The organism is Bradyrhizobium sp. B097, from assembly GCF_038957035.1.
In the GTDB taxonomy this organism is placed as follows: Bacteria; Pseudomonadota; Alphaproteobacteria; order Rhizobiales; family Xanthobacteraceae; genus Bradyrhizobium.
Genome location: NZ_CP152412.1, coordinates 4,092,517 through 4,116,802 on the forward strand (window position 1 = coordinate 4,092,517; position 24,286 = coordinate 4,116,802).

Consider the following 24,286-nt stretch of genomic DNA (forward strand, 5'->3'; position numbering starts at 1 on the left):
ATCCAAAAGACCGGTTTTGCAAGTCGTGAAAGGACTTAGACCATGGGCATTCTCGATTCCCTGGAGAACTCGCCGGAGCTGAAAGGCATGCTTGGCCAGCTCGGGGCGGCCGTCATCCCCGTCGTGCTCGGTCAGGTGATGGGCAATGGCGGGCAGGGCGGCTTGTCGGCGATCGTGGCCAAGCTCGAGCAGGCCGGCCTTGGCGAACAGGTCAAATCCTGGATCGGCACCGGCCAGAACCTGCCGATCACCGCCGAGCAGCTCCAGCAGGTGCTGGGCAGCGACACCGTCAAGCAACTCGCCGCCAAGTTCAACATTCCGGTCGACCAGCTGTCCAAGGTGCTGGCCCAGCAACTTCCGGCTGCGGTCGACGGCGCGAGCCCCAACGGAAAGTTGCCACATACCGCCTGAGGTGTGGAACCGGGTTCCGGCCGAGGTCGGCGGGCAATTTCCGGCTGGCACATAAATTGCTGCCTATCGCCCTGAAAAACCTGCAAAATCGCACCTTCGCCATGCCCCAATCTTGCTGGATTTGGGGCGGTGCGATGTGCTAGGTTGCCGCAGGGTTCTCAAAATGCCGGCTTGAGCTATCGGGACTGTCAGCTCAGCCAGCAATCTCTAAGAAAATGGAGAGGGCGTTGAAGCATAAGTACTCGATTGGCGAGATCGTCTATTTCACGGCCAGCAACGTGGCGCGCCCCGCTGCGAGCGGCACCTATGAGGTGATCCGCCTGCTGCCGACCGATGGTGACGATTGCCAGTATCGCATCAAGAGCTCGACTGAAGCTTTCGAACGGGTGGCCAAGGAGAGTCAGCTCGCGCTGTCCTGAACGCGTTGTGCGCAAGCCGGTGGCTGGAGCGGGTTCCGCGCCGTCGCCGTCAAAAGGCCCTGTTCGCAGACCCATTGTGCTGAAGGTTGGACGTCGGGATGGCGGCGTTCGGCGTCGCCGGCTGTGCTTACGCTGTGTTGAGGGACATCGCGCATGAATTGGGCTTCCTCGCTGGATCAGATCTGGCGCTCACCGACCTTCCCGATGTGGCTGACGCTGGCTGCGGCGGGCTTCTTTGGGATCGTCGTACTGGTCACGCTGCTGCGCGCGGAAAAGTCCGTCGCCAACGGCGCGCTGACCGTCATCACGCTGCTGTCGATCGCGGTTGCGGTCGCTGCCACGATCCGCGGCTTCGGGCCGGGCGGGCAGGCGGCGCCCGCCGACACACGGACGGCGCAATTCACCAGCCAGACCGCGCCGGCGCTGGCCTGCGTCGACGACCTCGCTGGAGATGCCGTTCTCAATGCCTGCGAGAAGGTGCTGTTCGGTTCGTCTGACACAGCCGCAGCGGCAGTCAGCTATGCGGCGGCGCAGATTTCGCGCCTGACCGCGCTCGGCGACCTCGCAACCGCGGAGCGCAATTCGACTACCGAGTTGCAGGCGCTGCGCCGCGCCATCGAGCACGACCGCTACGGTCTCGTGGCCTACGCACTGATGGCGCGAGACCACTGCACGCCGACCGCGTGCCCCGCGTTCCGCTCGCTGGGCGACAACCATCAGATCATCAACAACATGAACGAGCGGACCTACGAGAACCTGGTCACGCGCTACGCGGCGTCCTGGAACGCTCCGGGCGGCGCGCAGGCGTCGGCCGCCTCCGGCCTGGTCGCGGCGCTGCCGCAGTCGTTGCCCACCGGCAAGCCGACCAATGCGGAGTTTCCGAGCGCGTCGTCGACGCCGCCGGTCAGCATCATGACGCCCGAACCGGCGAAGCCGGCCGCAGCGGCCCAGCCGCCGGCCGCACGCGCCGCCGCCGCACCGCCCGCAGCCCCGAAGCGCCCCCCCGCAGCGAAGCGTCCGGTCCAGATCGCGCCGGCTGCGGCGCCAGCGCCACCACCACCACCTGCCGCGGCGAGTGCGCCGGCGGCCGCGAACCAGGAATGAGCCTGACGACGGCGGCTTGAGCCGCCGTCCTTGCACCGTTCCGGGTGGTAAATCCCGATATCCACTGCCGCTGCTATCGCTCCCTTTCCAAAGCGCGCGCCGGCCGCTACATCCGGCGCATGCCGCTTCATCTCATCAAGCTTGCCGTCGGTTGCGACTCGGTCAAGGAACTCAAGGGCTGGGTCGCCGAACGGATGGCGACCGCGAAGAAAAAAGGCCTGCCGCTCCGTCACGTCCACATCACGCGGATGACGCCGAAGCGCGAGGAGGAGATCCTCGCCGGCGGTTCGCTGTATTGGGTGATCCGTGGCGAGATCGCCGCACGCGAGAAGATCATCGCGATCGAGCCGTTCCGCGACAAGGACGGCATCGGACGCTGCCGGCTGGTGATGCAGCCCAAGGTGATCGCCGTCTCGCCGCGGCCGATGCGGCCGTTCCAGGGCTGGCGCTATCTGACCGCGGACTCCGCGCCCGCAGATCTCACCAAGTCGAGCGCAGCCAGCGTGGCGTCGATGCCGGAACCCATGCGCCGCGAGTTGCGCGACCTCGGATTGCTGTGAGCCATCGGATTGCTGTGAGCAATCGGAAGACGGCTGGCGCGGATCACTGCGTCACGAGATGCAGCCGGCCCCATTCGGACGCCGGGATCTCGACATAGCGGCCGCCGCCGGCGTTGCGGACCGCAACGTCGAGCAGTTCGTGATCGATCCCCATCTCGCCGAGATAGCGCCGGAACTGGTCGGTGAAGATCGAGGTCAGGCTTTCGCGATGCTCGGCCGAGACGTTCGGCGCGAGCCGGTTGTGGATCGCCATGCCGCTCAGCACCACGCGGCTGCCCGCCGGCAGGCTGCGATGCACGCCGCCCGACAGCACCAGCACGCAGGCAAGATCGCAGGCAATGCTGGACGGCTTCTCCTTGGCGTCCAGCGGGCCGCCGGGCCGCTTGAGCGCAAAGCACTCCTCCTCGGGCTTGCCGTTGCAGACCTCGACCTCGGTCGCCGCGACCGCGGTATCCACCCCGCGGTCGCGCAGGATCCGGCCGAGGCTGGAGGCGACGTTGAGGTTGGACTCGCCCTTGATGTTGATCACCACCGGAAGCTTTCGTCCGCCCTGCCGGTCGAGGATCGCCAACAGGCGCTTGTAGGTGTCCCATTGCACGGCGCCCTCGGCGGCGATCCAGTCCGAGCAGCCCGGGCCGCAGGCATCGGGCGCACCATGCGCGACGTAGAAGATCATCGCGCCGGGTGCGGAAATGACCCCGCCGACCGGCGGCCGGGTTTGCGCCTGCGCGACACTGATGGCCAGTAGCGCGATGCCGAGAACAATGCCTTGCCTGAAATAACTGACCATTCCGATCGCCTCTGAAAGGGGCGATCATCCATGCGTCACGGGCGCGGCGCAAGCACGACCCGGCCGCACGGATGAGGCCGGGCTCTCATTACAGGCTCGCATCCGGTTTGCGCGTGAACCGCTTCACACTTGTCCCGATCCAGCCTTAGACCGCGATGTTATCGATCAGGCGCGTGCTGCCGATCCTTGCCGCCACAAGCATCCGCATCGGACCGTCCTTCAGCGAGCCGATCGGCGCCAGCGAGCCGGCGTGGCGGACCTCGAAATAATCCAGCACGAAGCCGGCCTTGGTGATCTCAGCAGCGCCGGCGGCCATTGCGGTCGCGGCGTCCTCGCCGGCGCGCAGGCGGCCCGCCGCTTGCTTCATCACACGGTTGAGCTCGGGAGCCGCGCGCCGTTCCTCCGCCGAGAGGTAGACGTTGCGCGAGGACATCGCGAGGCCGTCGCGTTCGCGCACCGTCTTCGATCCGATCACCTTGACGCCGAGGTCGAGGTCCGCGGCCATCTGGGTCACGACCCGAAGCTGCTGAAAGTCTTTCTCGCCGAAGATCGCAACGTCGGGCCGGACTTGGGTGAACAGCTTGCCGACCACGGTGGCGACGCCGCCGAAGAAATGCGGCCGGAAGCGATCCTCCAAACCGGCGGTGGCCGGTCCCTCCGGCACGATCCTTGTGGCGAAGCCGTCGGGGTACATCGCCTTCACCTCGGGATGCCAGATCAGGTCGACGCCTTCGGCGGCGAGCTTGGCGACGTCTTCCTTCCAGGTGCGCGGATACGAACCGAAATCTTCGGTCGGCGCGAACTGGGTCGGATTGACGAAGATCGAGACGACGACCCGCTTGGCGCGACGCTTGGCCAGCCGCACCAGCGACACATGGCCGTCATGGAGCGCTCCCATGGTCGGGACCAGCGCGACGGTCGCCTTCTTGGCGCGCAGGGTGTCGACGGCGCGACGAAGGGCGGGGACGGTACGGACGACGGTGGGATTTCTCGGCATCTGGTCTCGACTCGTGGGGCAAGCTGGGTGGGGGGAATCCAGGTGGAACGTTTGGCGTTCGGCAGGTGGCGGAGCTTACCAAGTCCGAACCGTTATCGGCAAACCGCCGCGCAAGCATTACCCGATCTCGCACGCGCATGGATCGCAGGCCGCGTGCCGCCGATCGACGCAGCCGGCTTGCGCGCTCGATTCATCATTAAGGGCGCCTGCAATTGATTTCCTTGCGCAGTGATGCATTTCACTTGACCGCAGCCGTGCGCGATTTGAAGATCATTGCGGGGATTGAATCATGTTGGTGCAGGCTAGTCAGGGTCAATCCGGCTCCGCACATGTCGTGGTGCTGGGGAACGAGAAGGGCGGTTCGGGCAAGTCGACCACCGCCCTGCATATCGCCGTCGCGCTCCTGAAGGCCGGACAGCGCGTTGCCAGCATCGATCTCGACTGCCGCCAGCAGAGTTTCACCCGCTACATCAGCAATCGCCAGGCCTGGGCGCGGCGCTCCGGGCTCGATCTCGAACTCCCTGCGCATTATTGCATCAAGTACGGCGAGACGATGCAGATCGAGGAGAACGAGAACGCCGAATTCCAGCAGTTCATGGCCGCCGTGAGCGCGGTGGAACGTGCCTATGATTTCATCGTCATCGATACCCCGGGCTCGGACAGCTACCTGATGCGGCTCGCGCATTCGATGGCCGATACGCTGGTGACGCCGATCAACGACAGCTTCCTCGATTTCGACGTGCTGGGCACCGTCGATCCCGCGACCTATGCGGTGGTCGGCGAGAGCCATTACGCGGAGATGGTGCGCGACACCAGACGCAAGCGCCGCCAGCTCGACGGCGCCTCGACCGACTGGATCGTGGTGCGCAACCGGCTGTCGATGCTCGGCTCGCGCAACAAGCAGCTGGTCGCCGACGGCTTGAAGCAGCTGTCGCTGCGGCTCGGGTTCCGTTCGGTCGACGGCTTTGCCGAGCGGGTGGTCTACCGCGAATTCTTCCCGCGCGGGCTGACGGCGCTCGACGACATCGACGAGGCGACGCTCGGCACCCGCCCGAGCCTCGGGCACGTCACCGCCCGCGAGGAGGTGATGGGTCTGTTGCGCCAGCTCAAGCTGCCGCTCGATGAGCGCGGCCGCCGCCGCGCCGCCAACCGGGCCGAATGGTTCAGCCAGGTCGACAAGCCGCTGGAAGTCGACGACATCATCGGCAGCTAGGCCTTGAGGCCGGCAGTCCCGGTGGCGGCCCGGCATCGGGCAGATTCTCCAGACGATTGGTGTGCCGGTCGCAAGGCGATGAACGGGGGATCGAATGGAACGACGCCAGTTCATGTCCCCCATCGTCCGCAAGGCGACCGGACATCCGCTCGACGAATTTGCGCGCACCGCGTTGTTTGAGCCCCTGGGCATTACCAGCTTCGAATGGAGCCGGGTCATAGCAATGCCGGCGGTGGGTTGCGCCTTCGGCCGCCTGCCCGCGAGCGAGCGCAATACTCTGATCTGCATGCTGACCAATCCCGAGACCCGCCGGCTGTTTGCCGCAGGCTGGGCCGAGGAGGCGCGCAGGATGGTGGCGCAGTTCCGCAGGACTCACGACCTGTGGGCCGGGGACCCCGCCTTCGTCGACCTGCTGGCGAGGGTCCGCCAGGGCTGTCCCGAGTTCGAGGCCTGGTGGGGAACCCATGACGTCAGCAGCAGCGTTGCCGGTCGGAAGGTGCTGAGCCATCCCAGGCGCGGTCGGCTCAATTTTGAGTACGCCAGCTTCCAGGCCAACGACGATCCCGGCCTGAAGCTGATTATTTACACCGAAATCGGTTGAATCCGTGGTTTTCCGGTGATTTCGGCCACACCACGGCCAAAAAGCCGGAACAAAGCAGCCGAAATCCAGTTTCTCCTCAACGTCGATCCAAGAGCGATCCAAGAGCGATCCAAGGCTCGAACGCAACCTTGGGAACTCACGTCAAAGGGGAGAGGAGAAGCACGAGCCGTCGCGGTAAGGCGTGTGCATCTGCACAAACTATAGGTGCAGCGCACAACGTTATGCCACCGAAGCCACAATATTTGGACTTCCTGTCACGGCGCTGTGACATATATTCTCACAAGGAGGCCGAAGAGCCTCCGACCAAAATCGCCCTGTAAAGGCGGGCACCTCGAGGACGTCATGAAGCGTGGAATTCTCGTTCTGCTTTCGCTCTCCGTAGTGATCACGGGTGCGTATTTCACCGCGAGCAAGTGGGCGATCCGTCACGAAACTCTCATGTTCAAGGATCCTACCCGCGATGAGCGGCCGGTCGCGGTCGACGTTGCCGTGCGCTTCGACAAGGAGATGCAGGCCGACGCCGGCATGATCAAGCTCCCGGTTGCGATCCTCAATCATGGCAATACCGTCAAATTTACCGAATATTCCTTCCTCGCGAATGTGTTCGCGGCGCGCGGCTATCTGACCATCAGCATTCAGAACGACCTGCCGTCGGATGGACCGATGGTGACCAAGGTCGGCGAGCTCTATGTCGGGCGCCTGCCGCAGTATCAGCGCGGCATCACCAACATCAAATTCGCGATCGAGGAGATGAAGAAGCTTCAGCCGAACGCGGACTACAGCAAGCTGACGATGGTCGGCCATTCCAATGGCGGCGACATCGCGATGTATTTCGCCAAGCAGTATCCGGACGAGATCAAGAAGGTCGTCACGCTGGACAATCTTCGCGTGCCGTTCATGACCGACGGCAAGTTCAAGATCCTCTCGTTCCGGTCGCACGATCAGCACTTCAAGCCCGATCCGGGCGTGGTGCCGGACGAGGAGGAGTGCGAGAAGGCCGGCATCACCGTTGTGAACACCAACTTCCAGCACAACGACATGCGGGACACCGGACCCGAGAAGGCCAAGGACTCGATCCAGGCGATGCTCGATAAATTCCTGGCCGACACCGACAGCGATGTTGCGGCGGTCGATACCAGGAATGCGCCGCTGAAGATTCTGGAGCCGGGTCCCGTCTCGCTCTACGTGCCGGTCGAGAAGCCCCTGACCTTCGGCGAGAAGGTCAAGAAGTCGCTCTCGCTGACCAAGACCGAGACCAAGAAGGATCCGTCGGTCACGAACTGACAGGGCCGCCCGGGATTCGATCCGGGCCGGCGGGCGCGTCACGTTGACCAATCCGATGCCGCGGCCCACATAGTGTTTGCTGTACGAGGCAAGCGCTGATGGCTGGCAAGACGATCAAACCGACATCCGGAAGCGACGTGCGCCCGGCCGATGCGCCTGGCGTGCCGGCGTCGAGCGCCAATGACATCGCCGCGTTCGTGGCAAAGGCGCGCGCGATGTCGCCGCATCGCGCCGGCGCACGCGGCAGGCTGGTGTTCGCGCTCGACGCCACGATGAGCCGGCAGCCGACATGGGACATGGCATGCACGCTGCAAGCGGACATGTTCCGCGAGGCCGGCTCGCTCGGCAGCTTGGATATCCGCCTCGTCTACTATCGCGGCTTCAACGAGTGCCGCGCGTCGGGCTGGATCTCCGACAGCGCGCAGCTCGCGCGGCTGATGAGCAAGATCGACTGCCAGGGCGGCAATACCCAGATCGGCAAGGTGCTGTCGGAGACGCGCCGCGAGGCGGTTGCGGCAGCCGTGCGCGCGCTCGTGTTCGTGGGCGACGCGATGGAGGAGAACGCCGACGCGCTGTGCGCAAGCGCCGGAGAGCTCGGCCTGCTCAAGGTGCCGGTCTTCATGTTCCAGGAGGGCGCGGACGCAACTGCCGAGCAGACGTTCCGCGAGATCGCGCGGCTGACCGGCGGCGCATGGTGCAGGTTCGATCCCGGCGCGGCGGCACAACTCCGCGAGCTGCTGCGCGCCGCCGCAGCCTATGCTGCCGGCGGCCGCGAGGCGCTGCTGCAACTGGCGAAGACGACGAGCGGCGCGGCCAGGCTGATCGGCCAGATGAAATAGGCCGCTTGGCGCGTCAGGCTCCGCCCGACGTCACGGCTTTGGCAATCGTGGCGAGCAGCGCCGACATGTTGGCTGTGACCTGTCCGGTCGCTTCCGCGAAGCCATGCCGTTCGGCGAGCCAGGCCGGATCATTGTAGGAGAGCCAGCAGTCGCCGGCTTCGTCCTGCCAGACCAGCGCCTTGAGCGGCAGATCGATCCCGATGGTCTGCGCAGCCTGCATCAACGGCGTGCCGCCCTTGGCATTGCCAAACACGAACAGTTCGGTCGGACGGAGCGTAAGCCCGGCACCGGCGGCGCCCGCGGCATGATCGATCTGCGCGAACAAGGTCAGCCCGCGCGCCTGCAATTCGGCCTTGAGCCGGTCCGCGGTTTGCTTCGGCCCGACTTGGCTGCGAAGGCTGATCAGTCCGTCAATCGCCATCAAGCGTCCTCCAGCGCCGTTGCCGCAAGCTACTCAGTCGCAGGGGGCGGCGCCACGCCAAAGCATGATCCAGCGGTTTTCCGAAAAGATCATGCTCAAACAAGGAGCTAAAGCGCGATGACGAGTCTACCGGATCTCATCGCGCTTTAGGCGCTTCACGCTCCAGTGAGACGAAGCTTCGCATGCTTTTTGCCGCCGGGCCGCCTATATTCCGCGCATGCCAACCCTGATCGCCGGCGTCGTCGCAATTGTCATCCTTTACTCCGCACTGCAGATGTTTCGTGCGGCCAATCCTGCCGTGCTTGCGCGTGCGATCAAGATCGGTGGCGGCGTGCTCGCGCTTGCCGTTGCGGCCTTCACCGGCGTGCGGGGCGAACTGGCAGTGGCAATCCCGCTCGGCATCTTCGGCGCCGGATTGCTCGGCTGGTCGCCGTTCGGGAGCACCGGCTTTCCCAATTTCGGCGGCATGTTCGGCGGTTCGCGCAATCAGGGACAAAGCTCGCGGGTGCGCTCGCAATATCTCGACATGAGCCTCGATCACGACAGCGGCGTGCTCAAGGGCCAGATCGTGGCGGGACCGCAGGCCGGCCACATGCTCGACGAGTTCGACCTGTCGCAGCTTCTGGCGATGGTCCCGAGCTTCGACGCCGAAAGCGTCGCGCTACTTGAAAGCTATCTGGACCGCCGCTTTCCCGCCTGGCGTCAGGACGCACAGGGCGACCGGACAGGGGGGCAGGGCCGCGCGGCGACGAGTGGCAAAATGACGAACGAGGAGGCCTATCAGATCCTTGGCCTGCAGCCGGGAGCGTCGCGTGACGACATCGGCCGGGCTCACCGCACCCTGATGAAGAAACTCCATCCCGACCAGGGGGGCTCGACGTATCTCGCTGCCCGTGTGAACGAGGCCAAGGATACTCTGCTTCGCACGCATCTCTAACTCCGGCTACGCCACTGACGCCACAGCCGAGAGCTGCCTTCCGCTTCTGATTGATGCCCCGTGTGGCCCGCCGCTGTCCGGCGTGGCCGATCGTTCTTTCGGGAAAACTTAACCGTAAAATATTGACGAGAAGTTCTCATGGTTGCGCCGCGCGCGGAAAGGCCGGTCGTTGGCGCGGCGGCCCGCCAAGCAAAAGGGCCGGCGCTTGCGGCGCCGGCCCTTTGAAATCAGACGATCGCGTCGATCAGTTGCGAACGGTGATGCAGGAGATCTCGGCGCGCTTCAGCGTCTTGCACGCAGCTTCCGCCTGATCGCGCTCGAGGCCGGCAAAGCGGGCGCGGTAGAGCTTGCGATTGTCCTTGGCCACGACCTCGGTGAACGGGTCTGCCTTGCTGAGGAGGCCGCGGGCCGAGCTGCGCGCGAGGTCGATACGCTTGTTGGCCTCGCCTTCGGACTCGAGCGCGCCAACCTGGATGATCCAGCCGGAATGCGCGGCGCCTGGCTTGACGACGCTGGTCTGCGGCGCGGCCTGCAGGCTGCGGGTCGTCGGTTCGATCGAGGCCACCGCCTGCGGCGCCGCGACGGCGGCCGGTGCATGGACGGACGAGGCCGGCAGCACGCCGAGGATGCCGTTGCCGGTGCCGAAGTTCGCCGGCTGCGGCGGCATCTCGGGCCTCGTGGTCTCGGCAGCCCGCGCCATCATCGCATTGGAGGTCTCGGGAACTTCGCCGCGCGACGGGATGGTGCTGGTGATCGGGGGCGCGGACTGCGCCGGGCCGGCGGCGGCAAGCTTGATCTGGCCGGCCTTGACCTGCACGGTCTTCACCTTGACCGGCTTCATCGGTTCGGCCGAGCCGGGGATCGCGGCGATCGGCTGGGTCTGGATCACGCCTGAGGTCAGCGGGGCCGGCTCGGGCTTGGCCTGCGGCTCAGGCTTCGCCGGGGGCGGCGGCAGGGCGGCGGCGACGGCTGCCATCAGCGAGGGCTTGCTGGCCGGGCGGGGCGCCTGCACCGCGACGGCTGCCGCGGCGGGCTCCGACGCTGCGACCGGCGCGGTGTCCGCGCTGCGGCCGCTGTCGGCATCGGCAACCTCGATATTGGCGTCGGCCGGGTTGCGCTCGGTGATCGCGGCGGCCGTGCGGGTGGTCGCGCCCTTGCCGATGTTCTCGGCCAGGAGGTTGCGCATGATGGCGTCGCGGGAGCCGCCGCTGCGTCCGCCAAGTACGACGCCGACCAGGAAGCGATTGCCACGGTGGATCGAGGTCACGAGGTTGAAGCCGGAGGCGCGGGTGTAACCGGTCTTGATGCCGTCGACGCCTTCGACGCTGCCGAGCAGGCGATTGTGACCGGTGATCGTGTGGCCGCGGAAATTGAACGCCGTGGTCGAGAAGTAGCGATAGTAGCGCGGGAAACGATCCTGGATGGCGCGACCGAGCGTCGATTGATCGCGCGCGGTGGTGATCTGCTCGTCGTTGGGCAGGCCTGAGGCGTTGCGATAGGTGGTCCGGCTCATGCCGAGCGCGCGGGCCTTGCGGGTCATCATCCGGGCGAAGTCGTCTTCGCTGCCGCCGATCGCCTCAGCGATCACGACTGCGGCGTCATTGGCGGAGCGGGTGACGAGACCCTTGATGGCGTCTTCGACCCTGATGGTCTGGCCGGGCCGCAGGCCGAGCTTGGTCGGGTCCTGCTCGGAGGCGTGCTCGGAAACCGGCATCTCGGTGTCGAGCTTCATCTTTCCGGAATCGAGGCGCTCGAACAGCAGATAGAGCGTCATGATCTTGGTGAGCGAGGCGGGGTGCCGCAGGCCGTCGGGACTGTTCGATGTCAGCACCGAGCCGGTGTTGCCGTCGACGATGATCGTCGCGAATTGCGGGCTGTAGCTTTCGCGCGCGGGCTCGCTGTGATGGTGACGGGCGGTGTGGCGCCGGTGACGGCGCGCCTCCGCGCTATCACTGGTGATCAGGATCGCCGTCGTGACGGTAACGAGCCCAAGAACGCCAACTCGCAGCGCCCGCGAGGAGGCCAAGGTTGTTCGAAGCATCTACTTCCCCGTCCCAATTTCTATCTAGATCACTGGCTCGTGAGGCGAAATTGTGCCCGGCGGCCGTCGATCCTTGCCTGCGCAACAGACCACTTCGGGCAGAACCATCGGCCCTCGTGGCGGCTCAGGTCGCTCTTCTAGCTAAGGTGTTGTTCACAAACAGCTTTCAAGGCTGTCCGTCGGAAGGCGAACAAAGTCCAGGAATCAGGTTAGGCGGACCGAGTTTCCAAAAGATTAAGCAACCGTTGCGTAGTCCCCCGGGGTTTATCGCAAATGCTCAGGATTCGGGCAAATGTCGTTGTGCGTCGCACAATATTTGTTGACTTTATTGTGCGATGCGATATTCCGATCGTTGTCAGGGGGCCGGGAGCTTCCCGGCAATGGGAATTTGCGCCTTCAAGTCTGGGAAAAGGAATTCCAATCCATGGTCAAGATCGAAGACATTCAGAACTACGGCAAAGAGCATTTCGAGTCCGTCACTGCGTCTGCGAACAACCTGCAGAGCGGCGTCCAGGCGATCGCCACCGCCTATGGCGACTACGCCAAGAAGTCGTTTGAGGACACCAAGTCGTTCGTCGAGAAGCTGTCGGGCGTGAAGTCGCTGGACAAGGCGCTCGAGGCGCAGACCGAGTACCTGCGTTCGTCCTACGAGACCTTCGTCGCGGAATCGCAGAAGATCGCCGGCCTGTACAGCGACTGCGCCAAGCAGACCTTCAAGCCCTATGAGGGCCTGGTCTCGAAGTTCGCGCCCGCTCAGTAAGCGCCGCTAATCAAGACAAACGAAAAGCCCGGCCGTTTCGGCCGGGCTTTTTTGTTGCGCCTGAAGCGGGCGGTTATTTCGCCAGCCGCAGCTTGCTGAGCGCGGTTCCGATCGTGTTGAACGTCGTCAGGATCTGGGTCGAGCTGGTCAGCATGAAGAACTTGTCGGGGCTGCTGGCGCAGTTCTTCAGGACGGTCGAGGTCGGATCGGCGGGCGAGCTGGTGTTCACCTGGATCGCGTAGATCGTGTACATCGGCGCACCATTGGAATCCTTCGCGGCCTGCAGATTCTGGCACTGCAGGGTCTGCCGTGCATCGATCGGATTGCCGGATGCCTGGCTGCTGCCGTCGCCGTAGTCGGGCCAGCGATCCTCGGTGTTCAGACCGTCGGAAAGAATGATGATGACGCGGTTGTAGGTGGTGTTGGAGTCCTCCGCCGGCGCGTTCAGCGGACCGCCCACCAGAAGGGACTGCCACGCCCAGGCGAGGCCGACCGACTGGTCGGTGCCGCCGGTCGGCTGCATCGCGTTGACCGCGGTCTTGAGCGCGCTCCAGTTGTAGCTCAGCGGAATGATCGGCTCGAGCGGCGTCGAGACGTTGCTGTTGCAATAGGCCGTGCCGTTTTCATAGTACTCGTTGGCCGGGAACATCGTGGTGACGTCGGATGTCGTCGGCAGTACGCCGGTCGCATCGTTCGGCTGGGTGCGGTCGGTGATGCAGCCCGTCCATGTGCTGATGGGATTGGTGGAGGGCTGCTGCCAGTTGTTCACCACGGTTGGCGTCTTGTTGGTCGAGGTCCATTGGTTGTTGGTCCATCCGACGACGGCGGTGACCCGCGGCTGGTTCTTGTTGTCCACGGTGTCGTTGGGGCCCGGCTGCGTCCAGTCGTGGGTATACAGATTGCCGGAGCACGAATAGACGCCGTTCTTGGTGCCGCAGCTGCAGCCGCTTACAGCGTAGCCCGTGGAATCCGTGGGACAGGCGCACGAGCTTGAGCCGGTGCAGAATACGCCCGTGCCGGCTGGCGTGCTGACCCAGCAGCCATTGTAGAGCGTGTGCGAATTGTAATCGACGCTCGGGCAAATGTAGCCCGAATAGGTCCCGCTCGAGGGGATGTAGGTCGTGTTGGACGAATTGGTCGGGCCCTTCGTGCAGGTGAAGCCGCCGTTGCCGTTGGTCCAGGGGCATCGTGCACCCGGTCCCACCGCATGCCAGTTCATCGGCAGGGTGGCCTGGGTGCTGCCGTTGTTCGGCTGCGCGGTCGGAGGATTGAGCCAGTCGGTCCAGTCGATGTAGTTCTGGCCATAGTTGCTGGCGCCGAGATTGACGACCTTGGCGAACGGGATGACGGAGATGTAGACGTCGCCGTTGTTCTTGCTGAGCGCGCTGAGCTGGTCGATCAGGCCGCCGGTTCCGGCCACCGCGTTTCGCAGCGCGGTAATCTTGCCGTTCTGGCTCATCGATCCCGTGTTATCGAGGGCGAGGGCGACGCGCATCTTGACGTTGCCCCAGGTGGTGGTGGTCGAGGTACCGAAATTCATTTTCTGGAAATTGCCGTGGGACAGATCGGCAAACTTCATGAAATAGGTGTTGATGTAGCCGGACCCGCTCAGGAGAATGGTCGCGGCAGTGTTCGCGGTCGGGGTCGTATAGGCGGCCGAGACGGAAATGCCTTGGCCGTCCTTGTTGGTGAAGAGGCTGTTGAAATAGGTCTGTGCCTTGTTCGGGATCTGCGCGGCCGTGATGTTGCCCATGGTCAGATCCTTGGACAGCATCAGCGCGGTGGAATCGAGGGCCGACTGCATCGCGGTGCGAGCGTTGTTGGCGCGGGTATAGTCGACCGCTGCGCCCACGAAGGCGAGGATCGGCAGCATTGCGAAGGTGAAGATCACCGCGACATTGCCGTCGGTTGCCCTGGAAAACCGGCGGAGAGCCGCGCGAACGCGATTGGAAATGGCTGAACCAAGCATGGCACTCTCGTCAAAATGAATTGCGCGGCCATCTCCACGTGCGCGGCTAAACAGATGGTGAATCGGGCCGGGGAAACCCTGCGGGTGGCCCGGCGGAAGCTCAAAAAGCGGGGCAAAAGCGCGGGCTATCCTGAATGCCGTCTAAACTGGAGGCCCCAGTCCTTTGTCAAATCAGCCAGAAATGATTAACCTTCCGAGGGTTGCCGCGCCGGGAATCGGACCGGTGGGCTGCGGCGGGTCAGCGCTTGCGGCAGGGCGTCGTGAGGCCCATATTCGGGAGGTCGATCCGGCCGCCGGATCGGACCGGGAGCGGCAATCTGGAAAGCATTGCTGGGGGTTCCGCGATCAGTCTTGCGGCAATCGCGACCACCTTCCAATCGCCAACCGGTTTCCCCTGGGGAATTCGAACGCCTGAGCCATGCTGCGATACACGTTGACAGTCCCGATCTCCGAGCCGGTTTCGGCCATGCCTGCGGTGTCCGCCGCGCCGGTGCCGAAAATGAGCAATGACGACAACCGCAATGGCGCGGGCAGCGGCCCGTCGACCTCGGTCATCACCAAGGTCAAGCCGAAGACCAAGCGCCCGAACCTGTATCGCGTCCTGATCCTGAACGACGACTACACGCCGATGGAGTTCGTGGTTCACGTGCTGGAACGCTTCTTCAACAAGGACGCCGAGGCGGCGACCAAGATCATGCTGCACGTTCACCATCACGGGATCGGTGAGTGCGGCGTGTTTACCTATGAGATCGCCGAGACCAAGGTGACGCAAGTCATGGACTTTGCGCGCAAGCATCAGCATCCACTGCAATGTGTGATGGAAAAGAAATAGTTCGCGGGAACGATTGACCTGCCGCGGAAGCGGAACGGGTCTTGCATCGCGCATTTTGACGGCTGCGAGCGGCGTTCCCGTATGATCACGGGGCGCCACCGGATCACGTCCCGGCGCCTGAATTTTAGAAGAAAACCATCATCGCGGGACCGGTCTTTCGCCACGATCCGTCGTAACTATATCAATGGCGATCACGAAGGTTGTTATTGCCTGACCCGGTAATGGCGATCATGATGGCCGGGGGCCATAGAGGACGCGAATGCCTACTTTTTCCCAAAGCCTAGAACAATCCTTGCATCGTGCATTGGCGATCGCGAACGAGCGTCACCATCAATACGCGACGCTCGAACACCTTCTGCTGTCGCTGATCGATGACTCGGATGCGGCGGCGGTGATGCGGGCCTGCAGTGTCGATCTCGACAAGCTGAGGACCAGCCTCGTCAATTATCTCGAGACCGAATTCGAAAACCTGGTGACGGATGGCGCCGACGACGCGAAGCCGACCGCTGGGTTCCAGCGCGTGATCCAGCGCGCGGTGATTCACGTCCAGTCGTCCGGTCGCGAGGAAGTGACCGGCGCCAACGTCCTGATCGCGATCTTCGCCGAGCGCGAGAGCCACGCTGCGTATTTCCTGCAGGAGCAGGACATGACGCGCTACGACGCCGTCAACTACATCAGCCACGGCATCGCCAAGCGGCCCGGCGTGTCCGAGGCACGGCCGGTGCGCGGCGTCGACGAGGAAACCGAGACCAAGGGCAACGAGGACGCCAAGAAGAAGGGCGAGGCGCTCGACACCTATTGCGTCAACCTCAACAAGAAGGCGCGCGACGGCAAGATCGATCCGGTGATCGGCCGCAATGCCGAGATCAACCGTGCGATCCAGGTGCTGTGCCGCCGCCAGAAAAACAACCCGCTGTTCGTCGGCGAAGCCGGTGTCGGCAAGACCGCGATCGCCGAAGGCCTCGCCAAGCGCATCGTCGACAGCGATGTGCCGGAAGTGCTGGCGGCCGCGACCGTGTTCTCGCTCGACATGGGCACGCTGCTCGCGGGCACCCGCTACCGCGGCGATTTCGAGGAGCGGCTCAAGCAGGTCCTGAAGGAGCTGGAGGCGCATCCGAACGCCATCCTGTTCATCGACGAGATCCACACCGTGATCGGCGCCGGCGCCACTTCCGGCGGCGCGATGGATGCGTCCAATCTGCTGAAGCCGGCGCTGGCTTCGGGCACGATCCGCTGCATGGGTTCGACCACCTACAAGGAATATCGTCAGCACTTCGAGAAGGACCGCGCGCTGGTGCGGCGCTTCCAGAAGATCGACGTCAACGAGCCGACGGTGGAAGACGCGATCGCGATCCTCAAGGGCCTCAAGCCCTATTTCGAGGATTACCATCGGCTGAAATACACCAATGAGGCGATCGAGGCGGCGGTGCAGCTGTCGTCGCGCTACATCCACGACCGCAAGCTGCCCGACAAGGCGATCGATGTGATCGACGAGTCCGGCGCGGCGCAGATGCTGGTCGCCGAGAGCAAGCGCAAGAAGACGATCGGCATCAAGGAGATCGAGACCACGATCGCGACCATGGCGCGGATCCCGCCGAAGAGCGTGTCGAAGGACGATGCCGAGGTGCTGAAGCATCTCGAGCAGACCCTGAAGCGCACGGTGTTCGGCCAGGACAAGGCGATCGAGTCGCTGGCGGCGTCGATCAAGCTGGCGCGGGCCGGCTTGCGCGAGCCGGAGAAGCCGATCGGCAGCTATTTGTTCTCGGGTCCGACCGGTGTCGGCAAGACCGAGGTGGCCAAGCAACTCGCGGCGTCGCTCGGTGTCGAGCTGCTGCGCTTCGACATGTCCGAATACATGGAGCGGCACACCGTGTCGCGCCTGATCGGCGCGCCTCCCGGCTATGTCGGTTTCGACCAGGGCGGCCTGCTCACCGATGGCGTGGACCAGCATCCGCATTGCGTGGTGCTGCTCGACGAAATCGAGAAGGCGCATCCGGATCTCTACAACGTGCTGCTGCAGATCATGGACCATGGCCGGCTCACCGACCATAACGGCAAGCAGGTCAACTTCCGCAACGTGATCCTGATCATGACCACGAATGCGGGCGCGGCTGACCTGGCGCGGCAGGCCTTCGGCTTCACCCGCTCGAAGCGGGAAGGCGACGATCATGAGGCGATCAACCGGCAGTTCGCGCCGGAGTTCCGCAACCGGCTGGATGCGATCGTCTCGTTCGCGCACCTCAATGCCGAGGTGATCGGCATGGTGGTCGAGAAGTTCGTGCTTCAGCTCGAGGCGCAACTCGCCGACCGCGACGTCACGATCGAGCTGTCCGAGCCCGCCAAGGCCTGGCTGATCGAGCACGGCTATGACGAGCAGATGGGCGCGCGTCCGATGGCGCGGATCATCCAGGAGCACATCAAGAAGCCGCTCGCGGATGAAGTTCTGTTCGGCCACCTCAAGGGCGGCGGACACGTTCGCGTCGTCCTCGTCAAGGACGAGGCGACCGACAAGGACAAGATCGGCTTCGAATATGTCGAGGGCCCGGTCACCCCGAAGCCCGAGAACCTGCCGCCGCGCAAGCGCAAGCCGCCGAAGGGCGGTCCGGGTGGCGGCGGAGGCGGCACCAAGGGGCCGGCCTCAAAGGGGCCGATGGTCAAGGCCTGACGGGCTGCATAATCAAAAAGGCCGGCTCCTGAGCCGGCCTTTTTCGTGTGGCAGCCGGTGTTTTCCGCCGGTCGCGCATGCCGCCGGACCGGCGTTACACGAGGCCGGCCAGGAAATCCCGCGTTTGCGAAGTCATCGGATAGGACAGTTCGATCCGCAGTTCCTGCAAGCCGACATCCTGGGGCGTGCCGAACGTCGTGATCGTATTGAACAGGTGCAGCACGGTTCCATCTATTTTTAGCTGCAGCGGGACAATCGGGAGTTCGGCCCGCTCCTGATCGTCAGCCGCCAGGTCGCAGCCTGCGGACGGTCCGAACTCACTGAGTAGTGATGCGGAGGGTGACCGGGGATCGCCGCGCGCCTCGTTGCGAAGCCGCGCGAGCAGGCGTGGCGCCACCGCCTGCCAGTTCAGGATTCTCGGGCGCATTTGCGAAGGCTCGAACATCATGCGCATCAAATTGAGCGGGCCGTCCGCCTGCAGCGCGCGCAGCGTGGCTTCGTCGAAGCAGGCGGCGACGAGCCGCGCCGCGCCGTTATTGTGCATGACGACGCGCCACTGGCGGTCGACCACGAACGACGGATAGGGCTCGTGGTGCGTGATGATGCGCATGAGCGCCTCGCGCACGCTTGCCATCTCGGCAAGATCGAGCGACCGCTCCGGATAGAGCGCGGCATAACCGGCTGACGCCAGCAACTCGTTGCGTGCGCGCAAGGGAATATCCAGCGCATCGCAGAGCCGGATCAGCATCTCGCGGCTCGGAAGCGTGCGGCCGGACTCCAGGAAGCTGAGGTGGCGCTGCGAAATGTTGGCGGTGATCGCGAGGCTGAGCTGGCTCTCTCGCCGCCGCTTCCTCCATTCGCTCAACCGCGCGCCGACGTGATCTGCCTGCAGCGGTTGTCGTCGCTGGCGTTCAGTCATGTGCGCGATCCTGTCCGGCCCGGCGGGTGCGTCCAATTACCCGGCGGGTAATTGCGCGAATTACGCGACCGGCAGTAGTGAACGAGAAAAGCACCCGTGCAACCCCCGACATTCCGGAGCGATGCAATGTTGAAGCCGAAGATTCTGGTCACCGGAGCGACCGGCAAGACCGGCATGCCGACTGCACTCGGGCTCGCGGAGAAAGGCTTTCCGGTGCGCGCCCTCGTTCGGCGGCACGACAGGCGCGCGGCGCTGTTGCAGAGCAAGGGTGTCGAAATCGTCGTCGGCTCGCTGGAGAGCCTGCGCGATCTCGAGCTGGCCATGAAGGGCGTGAAGCGCGCCTATTTCTGTCCACCGCTCGAACCCGGCACGCTGCGGCGTGCGGTGCTGTTCGCGGCGGCTGCGCGTGAGGCCCGGCTTGAGGCCGTGGTGCAGCTCAGCCAATGGGTGGCCGACGCAAGCCATCCCGCGGTGCATGCACGTGAGAAATGGCTGACCAATCACATGCTGTCGTGGATGCCGGATATCGGCATCGTCACGGTGCAACCCGGCTGGTTCGCGGACAATTACTTCGCCGTTATCGGGCAGGCCGCCCAGTTCGGGCTGTTCGGCCTGCCGCTGGGGCGCGGCTGCAATGCGCCGCCATCCAATGAGGACATTGCGCGGGTCATTGCGGCTTGCCTGGCCGAGCCGGCGCCGCATATCGGCAAGGCTTACCGGCCGACCGGCCCCCGGCTGCTGGCGCCCGGCGAAATCGCCGAACTGATGGGCGTGGCACTTGGCCGTGCCGTAAGCTACCAGGACGTGCCGCTGCCGATGTTTCTGAAGGCCGCCGCTTCGCTCGGGCTATCCGAGTTCGTGATCTCCCAACTGTACTGGTTTCTGCAGGACTATCAGGCCAATGCGTTCGGCGTCGGTGCGCCGACCGACGCGGTCGAGAATGTCGCCGGGGTGATGCCGGAGGATTTTCTCACCATCGCGAGGCGCTACGTCAGGACGTCGCCATCGGCGGAGCGCGGGATAGCGGGAGCGTTGCGGGAGACCGGCGGCTTGCTGGCTGCCTTGCTCGCGCGCAAACCCGACATCGGGCGGATCGAAGCGCGCCTCGGCGCCCCGCAGATCGAGGGCTTCGTGCTCGCACGCCAGTCTGAGGCTTGGCTAGCGACCCATGCCTGACGGCGACACGCGTTCAGCCTTCGCTGAGCAAGGTCCCTCCTTGATCTCGCACTTCGGGCGAGCGCGATGATATCGAAAAGACTGGCTGAGCAGCCGGCTCTTTTTTGTTTGCGCTCACTCGCCCTTCAGGCGCTGACCCTCATGGACCCGCACCTGCTCGGCGCCGCGGCTGCCGGCTGAGGACAGCCGCAGCGTGCTCAGCACCGCGCCTACCACGGCAAAGCCGACGCCGACCATCAGCGAGATTCTGGTGCCGTCGGCCGGATAGCGCGCCAGCAGCATCGCCACCAGCGCGGCACCGATGGTCTGTCCAAGCAGGCGCGCGGTCCCGAGCATGCCGCTGGCGCCGCCCGAGCGCTCGCGCGGCGCGGCGGCGATCATCGTGCGGTTGTTCGGGGTCTGGAACAGGCCGAAGCCGGCGCCGGCTAGCGCCATCCGCCAGATCACGTCGATCGGTGTCGCAGTGACCGGCATGAACGCCAGCGTTCCCAGACCCAGCGCGAATAGCAGCAGGCCGATGCCGCCGAGCAGGCCGGCGGGGTAGCGCTCGACCAGCCAGCCGGCGATCGGCGCGGCGAATGCGACCGCGATCGGCCACGGCGTGATCAATAGGCCGATCTGCACCGCCGAATATCCGAAGTGGTTCTCGAGATAGAACGGCATCGCGACGAAGGCCAGCATCTGGCCGCAGAACGAGGCGATCGACGTGCCGATCGAGAGCGCGAAGATCGGAATCCGCAAGAGGTCGACCGGCAGCAGCGGCGAGGGCAGATTTTGTTGCCGCCGGTACAGCAGATGAGAAGCGACCGCGGCAATCGCAAATTCCAATGCGCAGAGATACAGCGCCTCGCCATGGCCGGCGCTGTCGATCGCGCTGATGCCGAACCCGAACGCGATCGCGCTCATCGCGGCGCTCTGCCAGTCGAAGGCGTGAACCGCGGGCCTGGTATGCGGCAGGAAGCGCCAGCCCAGCGCCAGCGTGACGATGCCGAGTGGGACATTGATGGCGAACAGATACGGCCAGGTCCCGACCGCCAGGATGAACGAGGCGATGGTCGGGCCGACCGCGGCCGAGATCGCGACCACCAGCGCGTTGACGCCGATGCCGCGGCCGAGCTGCGAATGAGGATAGATGAAGCGGACCAGCGCAGTATTGACGCTGAGGATTCCGGCCGCGCCGAACCCCTGCAGGATGCGGGCGACCGTCAGCAGCGGCAACGTATGCGATAGCGCGCAGAACAGCGACGCCAGCGTGAACAGCAGCAGCCCCGCCAGATAGACCCGGCGATAGCCGATGATCTCGCCGAGCGAGGCCAGCGGCAGCAGCGAGATCGTGATCGCCAGCTGATAGCCGTTGACGATCCAGATCGAGAAGGCGGGGCTGGCGTTAAGATCCCGCGCGATGGTCGGCAGCGCAACGTTGGCGATCGAGCCATCGACGACCGCCATCACCAGGCCCAGCGCGATCGTGAGAATGGCCCAATTGCGCTGCGGTTGCGGCAGCCCGTCGGGATGCTCGATGATCGCGGACGACATGTCGTGAAATGGCCTTTGGTTCCAGCATGGGCGGGCTTACCGGATGCTGGATTAACCTGGCCTTTGCAACCCCCGAAATGACAGATACCGGCCGCGATCGAAACGCGGCCGGGGAGCTGCGGGAGGACGCTCAGCCCTGGCCGAGCAGTTCCTTGATCCGCCGCTGCAACTGCCGTTTCTTGATCTCGCTGCGGCGGACCCGCTCGTCGAGATCGCTGACCGGGGTGTCCGAGGTCATGATCCGGAACGCGAGGCCGACCTTGTTGGCCTGGCGCCAGATCATGCGCGCCAGGAACGAGCGGCCCTTGCGCGCGACGCTGAGATTCATCTCTTCGGGCAAGTGTGCGGCGTCGCCAAATTCGACGCACGCGCCGCCTTCGCTGATATTGCGGACGATGCAATCCATCGTCGAGCCGCGCTCATTGATCTCCGCAACCGCACCGTAAAACACCTTGTCACGTGGGCTCTGGCGCCGGTCCTGCATGGGAAATCCTCCTTAAATTAACGGCAGGACTGTACCGGTCCGGACCCGCGAAAAGAAGGGTACGAACGGAACCCGTTGGAGTTAGTGTAAATTGTTTGCATCTGTGAAGGTCAGGATTCCCGGCTATTTTGCGCCGCAAACGACCCGAGAAACTAGTTCGGCACTCGGCTGTGCCGCCAATCGCGCGGCGAAAGGCCGTAATGGTCGCGGAACACGCGGCCGAAATGCGAGAGATCGTTAAAGCCCCAGGCGAATGCAATCTCGCCGATATGGCGATGCGCGTGTGCCGGCGAGGCCAGGTCGCGCTTGCAGCGCTCCAGCCGCTGCGCCAGCACGAAGCGCTGGAACGAGGTGTCCTCATCGGCCAGCAGGCTGTTGACGTAACGCGGCGAGATGCCGAGCGCCGCGGCGGTTTCGCTGAGGCTGAGCTCGGGGTTCGGCAGATGCGCGAGCACATGCGCCTTCAGCCGGTAGAGCAGGGCGGAGCGGTGCGTCGAGGCCGGTAGCGCCGCGCCGCCGAGCCGCTCGCTGATCGCCATCGCCAGCAGGTCGGCGGCCTGATCGGCGAGGCGGATCGCATTGTCAGGATCGAGCCTGTCGGCGATCTCCGAGAGCCCGCTGATGAACTGCCAGGCGAGCCGCTGCACCGGGCGATCCGATGTGAATGAGGTTGCCGTCAGGTCCTGGGTGCCGGCAAGGCGCCGGTGCAGCATCGCGCGCGGCACCTGGAAGATGGTCTGCGTAAAGTCGTCGTTGAAGCGCAGTTCGTAGGGCCGGGTAGTGTCATAGAACGCAAACTCGCCCGGCTGGATCACGGTCTCGCGGCCGTCCTGCAGCACGGCGCCACAGCCGCGTTGGCCGAGCGCGAACAGAACAAAATCCTCACTGGTGCGCGCAATCCGCGACGGCGTGCGCAGCACGCGCTGCCGGCTCGACGAGACGACGGAGCATTTCACCGCGCCGAGTTGCGCGCTGGTGATGGCGCCGTGGAAGGCGGTGCCGAGATCGGACTTGCAGTCGAGTTGGACGAACACGTCGCAGACGATGTCTCGCCAGAGCGCGAGGCGCCGATGCGTGGGCGCGCCTTCCGTGGTGAACAGGGCCGGCATGATTTCCTCCCTTCACGAGTGCAAACGCTGGCCACGCAAACAAAGCAAGCTTCGTACCGGGGACGGCCGAGGAAATCTCCTCCGCAGTCGAATTTTCCTTCCGTCCTGGTCGAACGGCGCTCCCGGTCCCGGGGCAGCATGATGTCAGAAGCGGCTGCGGCCGATCAAGTACGAACCGGCCAGAACGGCCGGCCACGAGGAGGACATCATGGGCATCGAACATCCGAAATATCGCGTTGCGGTGGTGCAGGCGGCCCCTGCCTGGCTCGACCTCGACGCCTCCATCGCCAAGAGCATTGCCTTGATCGAGGAGGCCGCCGCCAAGGGGGCCAAACTGATCGCGTTCCCCGAGGCGTTCATCCCTGGCTATCCCTGGTACATCTGGTTGGATTCGCCGGCCTGGGCGATCGGGCGCGGCTTCGTGCAGCGCTATTTCGACAATTCTCTTTCGTACGATAGCCCGCAGGCCGAGAAGCTGCGGCTGGCGGTGAAGAAGGCCGGCTTGACCGCGGTGCTCGGCCTGTCCGAGCGCGACGGCGGCAGCCTCTATCTGGCGCAATGGCTTGTTGGCCCCGACGGCGAGACCATCGCCAAGCGGCGCAAGCTGCGGCCGACCCACGCCGAGCGCACCGTCTATGGCGAGGGCGACGGCAGCGACCTTGCGGTGCATGACCGCCCCGGCATCGGCCGCCTCGGCGCGCTGTGCTGCTGGGAGCATCTGCAGCCGCTGTCGAAATACGCGATGTATGCCCAGAACGAGCAGGTCCATGTCGCAGCCTGGCCGAGTTTCTCGCTGTACGATCCGTTCGCGCCGGCGCTCGGCTGGGAGGTCAACAACGCGGCCTCGCGGGTCTACGCCGTTGAGGGCTCGTGCTTCGTGCTGGCGCCGTGCGCCACGGTCTCGCAAGCGATGATCGATGAGATGTGCGACCGCGACGACAAGCACGCGCTGCTGCATGTCGGCGGCGGCCACGCTGCGATCTACGGGCCGGATGGCAGCTCGATCGCCGAGAAGCTGCCGCCCGATCAGGAAGGCCTGCTGCTTGCCGATATCGATCTCGGCGCGATCGGGATCGCCAAGAATGCCGCCGATCCGGCCGGGCATTATTCGCGGCCCGACGTCACACGCCTGCTGCTGAACAGGAAGCCGTCGAAGCGCGTCGAGCATTTTGCGCTGCCGCTCGACATCGAAGAGATCGACGCGGCCGCGAGTTGACAT

At 64.7% G+C, this 24,286-nt stretch carries 23 protein-coding genes; 14 read left to right on the plus strand and 9 right to left on the minus strand.

Going from position 1 to position 24,286, the window contains the following annotated elements; genetic code table 11:
• The first annotated feature begins 42 nt into the window (after positions 1–42).
• The 4 genes from AAFG07_RS19185 (at position 43) to AAFG07_RS19200 (ending at position 2,494) form a co-directional block, all read left to right on the plus strand.
• Positions 43–411: a YidB family protein gene (locus tag AAFG07_RS19185; protein ID WP_173642449.1), complete on the plus strand. Its 369-nt coding sequence runs from the start codon at positions 43–45 to the stop codon at positions 409–411.
• 215 nt (positions 412–626) lie between these two features.
• Positions 627–830 (plus strand): hypothetical protein, encoded by a 204-nt coding sequence (locus AAFG07_RS19190; RefSeq protein ID WP_092114848.1) that lies wholly within the window; start codon positions 627–629, stop codon positions 828–830.
• A gap of 153 nt (positions 831–983) precedes the next feature.
• Positions 984–1,934, plus strand: coding sequence for a hypothetical protein (locus AAFG07_RS19195; RefSeq protein ID WP_342728615.1), 951 nt, complete (start codon positions 984–986; stop codon positions 1,932–1,934).
• A gap of 119 nt (positions 1,935–2,053) precedes the next feature.
• Positions 2,054–2,494 (plus strand): DUF1489 domain-containing protein, encoded by a 441-nt coding sequence (locus AAFG07_RS19200; protein ID WP_028336418.1) that lies wholly within the window; start codon positions 2,054–2,056, stop codon positions 2,492–2,494.
• A 43-nt stretch (positions 2,495–2,537) separates the two neighbouring features.
• Here AAFG07_RS19200 and AAFG07_RS19205 read toward each other — a convergent pair whose 3' ends face one another.
• Complete coding sequence (locus AAFG07_RS19205; protein WP_342728616.1) at positions 2,538–3,284, minus strand: hypothetical protein; 747 nt, start codon at positions 3,282–3,284, stop codon at positions 2,538–2,540.
• Positions 3,285–3,429: 145 nt separating this feature from the next.
• Positions 3,430–4,281, minus strand: a complete 852-nt coding sequence (gene panC, locus AAFG07_RS19210; RefSeq protein ID WP_342728617.1) for a pantoate--beta-alanine ligase — start codon at positions 4,279–4,281, stop codon at positions 3,430–3,432.
• A gap of 289 nt (positions 4,282–4,570) precedes the next feature.
• Between panC and AAFG07_RS19215 the strand changes: the two genes are divergently transcribed.
• The 4 genes from AAFG07_RS19215 to AAFG07_RS19230 all read left to right on the plus strand — a co-directional run bounded on the left by AAFG07_RS19215 (position 4,571) and on the right by AAFG07_RS19230 (position 8,218).
• A complete protein-coding gene (locus AAFG07_RS19215) occupies positions 4,571–5,494 on the plus strand; it encodes a division plane positioning ATPase MipZ (RefSeq protein ID WP_342728618.1) in 924 nt (307 codons plus the stop codon).
• A 94-nt stretch (positions 5,495–5,588) separates the two neighbouring features.
• Entirely contained in the window at positions 5,589–6,095 is a 507-nt protein-coding gene (locus tag AAFG07_RS19220; protein WP_342728619.1) for a hypothetical protein, read from the plus strand.
• A gap of 342 nt (positions 6,096–6,437) precedes the next feature.
• Entirely contained in the window at positions 6,438–7,379 is a 942-nt protein-coding gene (locus tag AAFG07_RS19225; protein WP_342728620.1) for an alpha/beta fold hydrolase, read from the plus strand.
• Positions 7,380–7,477: 98 nt separating this feature from the next.
• Positions 7,478–8,218: a VWA domain-containing protein gene (locus tag AAFG07_RS19230; protein ID WP_342728621.1), complete on the plus strand. Its 741-nt coding sequence runs from the start codon at positions 7,478–7,480 to the stop codon at positions 8,216–8,218.
• 13 nt (positions 8,219–8,231) lie between these two features.
• Here the strand turns inward: AAFG07_RS19230 and AAFG07_RS19235 are convergent, their stop codons facing one another.
• Positions 8,232–8,639 (minus strand): DUF302 domain-containing protein, encoded by a 408-nt coding sequence (locus tag AAFG07_RS19235; protein WP_342728622.1) that lies wholly within the window; start codon positions 8,637–8,639, stop codon positions 8,232–8,234.
• A 217-nt stretch (positions 8,640–8,856) separates the two neighbouring features.
• Here AAFG07_RS19235 and AAFG07_RS19240 point away from each other — a divergent pair, with 217 nt between their 5' ends.
• On the plus strand, positions 8,857–9,576 hold the full coding sequence (locus AAFG07_RS19240) for a DnaJ domain-containing protein (RefSeq protein WP_342728623.1): 720 nt from the start codon (positions 8,857–8,859) through the stop codon (positions 9,574–9,576).
• 244 nt (positions 9,577–9,820) lie between these two features.
• On the opposite strand, the gene AAFG07_RS19245 is transcribed toward AAFG07_RS19240, so the two are convergent.
• The gene (locus AAFG07_RS19245; RefSeq protein WP_342728624.1) at positions 9,821–11,617 is read right to left on the minus strand and encodes a D-alanyl-D-alanine carboxypeptidase; all 1,797 of its coding nucleotides are present in this window, start codon (positions 11,615–11,617) and stop codon (positions 9,821–9,823) included.
• A gap of 424 nt (positions 11,618–12,041) precedes the next feature.
• On the opposite strand from AAFG07_RS19245, the gene AAFG07_RS19250 reads away from it, so the two are divergent.
• Positions 12,042–12,377, plus strand: coding sequence for a phasin family protein (locus AAFG07_RS19250; protein ID WP_021078275.1), 336 nt, complete (start codon positions 12,042–12,044; stop codon positions 12,375–12,377).
• A 73-nt stretch (positions 12,378–12,450) separates the two neighbouring features.
• On the opposite strand, the gene AAFG07_RS19255 is transcribed toward AAFG07_RS19250, so the two are convergent.
• Positions 12,451–14,346, minus strand: a complete 1,896-nt coding sequence (locus AAFG07_RS19255) for a TadE/TadG family type IV pilus assembly protein (RefSeq protein ID WP_342728625.1) — start codon at positions 14,344–14,346, stop codon at positions 12,451–12,453.
• Between the two features lie 499 nt (positions 14,347–14,845).
• Between AAFG07_RS19255 and clpS the strand changes: the two genes are divergently transcribed.
• A complete protein-coding gene (gene clpS / locus AAFG07_RS19260; protein WP_106318898.1) occupies positions 14,846–15,178 on the plus strand; it encodes an ATP-dependent Clp protease adapter ClpS in 333 nt (110 codons plus the stop codon).
• Positions 15,179–15,437: 259 nt separating this feature from the next.
• Positions 15,438–17,843: an ATP-dependent Clp protease ATP-binding subunit ClpA gene (clpA, locus tag AAFG07_RS19265; protein ID WP_342728626.1), complete on the plus strand. Its 2,406-nt coding sequence runs from the start codon at positions 15,438–15,440 to the stop codon at positions 17,841–17,843.
• Between the two features lie 94 nt (positions 17,844–17,937).
• On the opposite strand, the gene AAFG07_RS19270 is transcribed toward clpA, so the two are convergent.
• Positions 17,938–18,798 (minus strand): helix-turn-helix transcriptional regulator, encoded by an 861-nt coding sequence (locus AAFG07_RS19270; RefSeq protein ID WP_342728627.1) that lies wholly within the window; start codon positions 18,796–18,798, stop codon positions 17,938–17,940.
• A gap of 90 nt (positions 18,799–18,888) precedes the next feature.
• On the opposite strand from AAFG07_RS19270, the gene AAFG07_RS19275 reads away from it, so the two are divergent.
• Entirely contained in the window at positions 18,889–19,938 is a 1,050-nt protein-coding gene (locus AAFG07_RS19275; RefSeq protein ID WP_342728628.1) for an NmrA family NAD(P)-binding protein, read from the plus strand.
• Between the two features lie 114 nt (positions 19,939–20,052).
• Here the strand turns inward: AAFG07_RS19275 and AAFG07_RS19280 are convergent, their stop codons facing one another.
• The 3 genes from AAFG07_RS19280 to AAFG07_RS19290 all read right to left on the minus strand — a co-directional run bounded on the left by AAFG07_RS19280 (position 20,053) and on the right by AAFG07_RS19290 (position 23,067).
• Positions 20,053–21,474 carry an MFS transporter gene (locus AAFG07_RS19280; RefSeq protein ID WP_342728629.1) on the minus strand — a complete coding sequence of 474 codons (1,422 nt, stop codon included), beginning with the start codon at positions 21,472–21,474 and terminating at the stop codon, positions 20,053–20,055.
• Between the two features lie 130 nt (positions 21,475–21,604).
• Positions 21,605–21,958 carry a PilZ domain-containing protein gene (locus tag AAFG07_RS19285; RefSeq protein ID WP_342728630.1) on the minus strand — a complete coding sequence of 118 codons (354 nt, stop codon included), beginning with the start codon at positions 21,956–21,958 and terminating at the stop codon, positions 21,605–21,607.
• Between the two features lie 152 nt (positions 21,959–22,110).
• Positions 22,111–23,067, minus strand: a complete 957-nt coding sequence (locus AAFG07_RS19290; RefSeq protein WP_342728631.1) for a helix-turn-helix domain-containing protein — start codon at positions 23,065–23,067, stop codon at positions 22,111–22,113.
• A gap of 208 nt (positions 23,068–23,275) precedes the next feature.
• On the opposite strand from AAFG07_RS19290, the gene AAFG07_RS19295 reads away from it, so the two are divergent.
• The gene (locus AAFG07_RS19295; RefSeq protein WP_342728632.1) at positions 23,276–24,283 is read left to right on the plus strand and encodes a carbon-nitrogen hydrolase family protein; all 1,008 of its coding nucleotides are present in this window, start codon (positions 23,276–23,278) and stop codon (positions 24,281–24,283) included.
• Positions 24,284–24,286 lie beyond the last annotated feature (3 nt).

What these genes read in the sequence shown, in the direction of transcription:
- AAFG07_RS19185 (WP_173642449.1), top strand. Translation starts at nt 43, where the DNA reads ATGGGCATTCTCGATTCCCTGGAGAACTCGCCGGAGCTGAAAGGCATG.
- AAFG07_RS19295 (WP_342728632.1), top strand. Translation starts at nt 23,276, where the DNA reads ATGGGCATCGAACATCCGAAATATCGCGTTGCGGTGGTGCAGGCGGCC.
- AAFG07_RS19225 (WP_342728620.1), top strand. Translation starts at nt 6,438, where the DNA reads ATGAAGCGTGGAATTCTCGTTCTGCTTTCGCTCTCCGTAGTGATCACG.
- AAFG07_RS19290 (WP_342728631.1), bottom strand. Translation starts at nt 23,067, where the DNA reads ATGCCGGCCCTGTTCACCACGGAAGGCGCGCCCACGCATCGGCGCCTC.
- clpA (WP_342728626.1), top strand. Translation starts at nt 15,438, where the DNA reads ATGCCTACTTTTTCCCAAAGCCTAGAACAATCCTTGCATCGTGCATTG.
- AAFG07_RS19235 (WP_342728622.1), bottom strand. Translation starts at nt 8,639, where the DNA reads ATGGCGATTGACGGACTGATCAGCCTTCGCAGCCAAGTCGGGCCGAAG.
- AAFG07_RS19190 (WP_092114848.1), top strand. Translation starts at nt 627, where the DNA reads ATGGAGAGGGCGTTGAAGCATAAGTACTCGATTGGCGAGATCGTCTAT.
- AAFG07_RS19240 (WP_342728623.1), top strand. Translation starts at nt 8,857, where the DNA reads ATGCCAACCCTGATCGCCGGCGTCGTCGCAATTGTCATCCTTTACTCC.
- panC (WP_342728617.1), bottom strand. Translation starts at nt 4,281, where the DNA reads ATGCCGAGAAATCCCACCGTCGTCCGTACCGTCCCCGCCCTTCGTCGC.
- AAFG07_RS19280 (WP_342728629.1), bottom strand. Translation starts at nt 21,474, where the DNA reads ATGTCGTCCGCGATCATCGAGCATCCCGACGGGCTGCCGCAACCGCAG.
- AAFG07_RS19285 (WP_342728630.1), bottom strand. Translation starts at nt 21,958, where the DNA reads ATGCAGGACCGGCGCCAGAGCCCACGTGACAAGGTGTTTTACGGTGCG.
- AAFG07_RS19200 (WP_028336418.1), top strand. Translation starts at nt 2,054, where the DNA reads ATGCCGCTTCATCTCATCAAGCTTGCCGTCGGTTGCGACTCGGTCAAG.
- AAFG07_RS19220 (WP_342728619.1), top strand. Translation starts at nt 5,589, where the DNA reads ATGGAACGACGCCAGTTCATGTCCCCCATCGTCCGCAAGGCGACCGGA.
- AAFG07_RS19205 (WP_342728616.1), bottom strand. Translation starts at nt 3,284, where the DNA reads ATGGTCAGTTATTTCAGGCAAGGCATTGTTCTCGGCATCGCGCTACTG.
- AAFG07_RS19245 (WP_342728624.1), bottom strand. Translation starts at nt 11,617, where the DNA reads ATGCTTCGAACAACCTTGGCCTCCTCGCGGGCGCTGCGAGTTGGCGTT.
- AAFG07_RS19215 (WP_342728618.1), top strand. Translation starts at nt 4,571, where the DNA reads ATGTTGGTGCAGGCTAGTCAGGGTCAATCCGGCTCCGCACATGTCGTG.
- AAFG07_RS19230 (WP_342728621.1), top strand. Translation starts at nt 7,478, where the DNA reads ATGGCTGGCAAGACGATCAAACCGACATCCGGAAGCGACGTGCGCCCG.
- AAFG07_RS19195 (WP_342728615.1), top strand. Translation starts at nt 984, where the DNA reads ATGAATTGGGCTTCCTCGCTGGATCAGATCTGGCGCTCACCGACCTTC.
- clpS (WP_106318898.1), top strand. Translation starts at nt 14,846, where the DNA reads ATGAGCAATGACGACAACCGCAATGGCGCGGGCAGCGGCCCGTCGACC.
- AAFG07_RS19275 (WP_342728628.1), top strand. Translation starts at nt 18,889, where the DNA reads ATGTTGAAGCCGAAGATTCTGGTCACCGGAGCGACCGGCAAGACCGGC.
- AAFG07_RS19250 (WP_021078275.1), top strand. Translation starts at nt 12,042, where the DNA reads ATGGTCAAGATCGAAGACATTCAGAACTACGGCAAAGAGCATTTCGAG.
- AAFG07_RS19255 (WP_342728625.1), bottom strand. Translation starts at nt 14,346, where the DNA reads ATGCTTGGTTCAGCCATTTCCAATCGCGTTCGCGCGGCTCTCCGCCGG.